Annotated in this window: 4 protein-coding genes and 1 pseudogene; 4 read left to right on the top strand and 1 reads right to left on the bottom strand. The window is 46.9% G+C overall.

The genetic code is table 11. The features are described 5' to 3' along the window. From QMA35_RS21135 to QMA35_RS21125, 3 genes are all read left to right on the top strand, one after another. A partial coding sequence (locus tag QMA35_RS21135; RefSeq protein WP_281649119.1) for a DNA/RNA non-specific endonuclease occupies positions 1-918 on the top strand: 918 nt, incomplete at its 5' end. A gap of 4 nt (positions 919-922) precedes the next feature. Further along, positions 923-1,315, top strand: a complete 393-nt coding sequence (locus QMA35_RS21130) for a hypothetical protein (RefSeq protein WP_281649118.1) — start codon at positions 923-925, stop codon at positions 1,313-1,315. 347 nt (positions 1,316-1,662) lie between these two features. Beyond that, positions 1,663-2,025, top strand: coding sequence for a DNA/RNA non-specific endonuclease (locus QMA35_RS21125; RefSeq protein ID WP_281649117.1), 363 nt, complete (start codon positions 1,663-1,665; stop codon positions 2,023-2,025). Positions 2,026-2,047: 22 nt separating this feature from the next. On the opposite strand, the gene QMA35_RS21120 is transcribed toward QMA35_RS21125, so the two are convergent. After that, a complete protein-coding gene (locus QMA35_RS21120) occupies positions 2,048-2,377 on the bottom strand; it encodes an immunity protein YezG family protein (RefSeq protein WP_281649116.1) in 330 nt (109 codons plus the stop codon). A 299-nt stretch (positions 2,378-2,676) separates the two neighbouring features. On the opposite strand from QMA35_RS21120, the pseudogene QMA35_RS21115 reads away from it, so the two are divergent. Beyond that, positions 2,677-3,141, top strand: a pseudogene (locus QMA35_RS21115) (IS1595 family transposase); the annotation flags it as partial. Positions 3,142-3,349: the final 208 nt, after the last annotated feature.

The raw sequence follows: 3,349 nt of genomic DNA, 5'->3' as shown, positions 1-3,349 counted from the left end.
GCGTTTGGTGAAGCCTGGGACCTGGCTAATTTTCTGTGGGAAGACGAACTTAGTCAGCGGCTGGTTATCCTGTTTGCGAAAGACTATGCCCGTGCCCAGCACAGCTTGGAAATGGCCGAGCTGGCAGGCTCCGCCGCTTTTGAAATATTACTGACGATTGTGCTGGCTGCAGTTACCGGCGGTGCCGGAGCAGCTGTGAAAATTGCCACCACTGCGGGCACAAAAACGCAGCTGATGGCGCGCTTGGCACAAGTTGGCAAACTGTTTGATAAGGTTGCTGAACTACGGCGTGGGAAGCGACCACCAAGGCCGAAAAACCTGCAAAGTGTAAAAGGCAGTGGTTCGTCACTGGCTGATTATGAAGTTGAGGGTTCAGCCTATAGCTCCAGTGAACCACCGAAAGCAGATAAGAAGCCGACCCGAAAAACCATTCAGGAAACGCACGGCACCAACAGGGCAACCTGGACTGTGGATGAAGCGGGAAGGCCTATATCGGTGGAAGCGACGCTTGACTCGACCTATGGTTCGACTCGGTCAAAGGAAGAGAAAAGCCTGCAACGAAAAGCGGGGGGAGACGCTCGTTTGCCAGATGATGATGGTGGGCATGCAATTGGGCACAGGTTTATGTCGGATCAGGGTGAGAAAAACCTGTTCCCGCAAAATTCCAACCTGAATCGTAGTGCCTACAAAAAGATGGAGAATGAGTGGGCGGACTGGGCTGATGAGGGTTTTGAGGTTCAACTGAAGGTAGAATTACATCCATCTGGAGCAGAAAGGCCTACAGATATAGTCGCAAAATATAGTGTAATAGATCCGGCCACTCGAAAACCTGTGTTCAAACGTAGAGAACGTTTTAAGAATGCTCCAGGTGAGAGCTTTGAGAGAGTTGCCAAGGCTGATATGAAATCGTACAGGTGAATATATGAAAATAAGTGATCAGCTAATCATGGAGATTGGCTCTATGGTATTGAGATGTGAAGATCTTATGGAGTCAGATTGGGATTTGGTTTCATTTGTTTTTGATGTTTCAGACGGACACATTGCAAATAGCGGATTCATATATGTTGGTGACGATGTTGTGCCTGCAAGTGCCGAAATTGAAGATGACCCTTTGCTGCTGGATGATAAAATAGTACTTTTGAGAGAAGAGGTCGCCCTCCAGTGCGGTGAAAAGTTTAAACAACTGTTGGTTCAGATGGAGAGTAAGAGAAACCGTATAAAAATAAATTTTGAGTTTGATGATGCAACCCGTTGGTCTATTACACCTACCAGACTGAAAGAAATGCGGGAGAGTCTGCGGCCAGAGTTCAATTGAATGCGGGCTGTTGCTCTGGAAGGTCTTACTTAGGCCCGCTGAATCTATTGCCCTAAAGGGTGGGAGGCTACTCCCACCGATGCTAGTGAATTTTTTCACTCCTGAGTGCCGATACCTCTTCCATAAAACCGTCAGGTTTTTTCGGTACAGATCCCGACCAAACAAAATAGTTTCCTGTATCTCGAGATCCAGAGTGGCGAGGCTAAGAACCCGGGAGACGTCGTTCATGCAGAGTTTCCTGGCTAGCTTTAACACACCCCTATATTCCCTGTTCGATGCTGCACACATATATGGGGTTGAGCCAGTGCCTTGACCAATACTGTGTCGGGTGCGGCTGGAACAAAGCGTTGAACGGTAGACTGATAATCAACCACAAATACAAGGTGGGGCCGTATCTTTATGAAACGGATAAGGCTGGCCGGGTTAACCGTGTCTCCGGTGAACTGGACCTTTCTACAAGAGACAGAAATACTTATCAGCAAACCAAGTCAGGAAAGGAAGACGGTATTAAGGATGGCCTTACAGATGATGATGGTGGTCACCTGATCGCTTCTATTTTTGATGGTGCAGGAGAGCAGATAAACTATGCGCCCATGAATTCCAATCTTAATCGTGGTGCATGGAAAAAGATGGAAAACCGCTGGGCTGAGGCTTTAAGTTCTGTACCAACACTTTGGACTGAGCAAACTCACTGGCTTCGGTGGGAGTAATCTCCCACCCACCACAGATCAGCTATGAGTTAGCAGCTATCTCATCAGCCAGAGCCTGATCCCATTGGAAATCGATATTGAATTTTCCATCGGGATAGAGAGTGAACTTGGCTCGGTTCCAGCGATTGCTGCCACCCTCCGTGGTGATTTCGTAAAGCACATCAAAATCATCAAATACATCATCCGGGACTTCATAATGTTTCCGTTCTGAGTCTGAGTCATACTCCCCTTTAAAATTAGCGGCATCTTCAAAAAACTCGACAAAAAGCCATGCTTCAGACCAGTAATCTTTAATTGCACCCGCAATCTGCTGGCCAATACTTGCATACACTTCGTCTATTGTCTTATCCATAAATCACCTCATAGCTTCATTTTTAAAAACTGACATATGTGGTTCGCCATCAATCCAATATCGCGCAATAAATTTAGATGGTCTTTTGCTGTCCCCAGCGTATTTTGGCTTAATATCAACCTTAACGACCTTTGGCAGATCAGAGTCCATGAAGTCTGTCAAGGGTTTTCCGTACAGATCCCGGCCGAACACAATGGCTTCCTGAATTTTGAAGCCGGAGGCGTGAGGCGAAGAATCCGGAAGGCGTAGCTCTCGTTCATGCTATGCAGTACCAAGCCTTCAAACAATTGATACATTCCATTCTGGTCGCCAGAGATCGACGCTCTCACACGGTTGATGGCATCCTAAAAAATGAAGGCGCGGATGAGCTGGTGCGACATTTAGATGACCGTATATCAATAGCGGCTGTGGTTTGCGCCGATGCCAGTCTCGCTCACGAGTTGGCTGCCGCCAAGCTTGGCTTTCCATTAAAAGAACTTGTGACGTCATCAGGGCAGCATGTTCTTGATGGTATTTTTCATATCCAGCATGTGAACGCCTATCACAGTCACCTCAAACGGTGGATTGGTGGTGTTTTTCACAGTGTTGCCACGAAATACCTGAGGCATTATCTGGGCTGGAGGCGTCGGTTAACTGAGAATGTTTCTCTTACGCCCGTGCGACTAGCTAATGGAGCAAATTGCGGAACACTGGTGCAAACAACCGTTACAGGTCACTTAGCCGTCGGAGGCATAGTGGGAGTGGTACTTTGTTTGCTGGGATAGAAACGGGCTGTTATGCAGGAACGACAGAGTCCCTCGGTAATCACATTTCTATTGTTTTTCAGGAATGTCTTTTCAGGAATGTCTTTTCAGGAATGTCTTTTCAGGAATGTCTTTTCAGGAATGTCTTTTCAGGAATGCCAAGGGTACTCAAAATAGCAAACGTTACCCAAACGGTTAGAATTAAGTATCTGGATTCAACATACCTGAA

This window comes from Parendozoicomonas sp. Alg238-R29 (assembly GCF_947331445.1).
Lineage (GTDB): Bacteria > Pseudomonadota > Gammaproteobacteria > Pseudomonadales > Endozoicomonadaceae > Sansalvadorimonas.
Note: the sequence above shows the minus strand (reverse complement) of the source record. Positions and strands in the feature narration are given on the sequence as shown.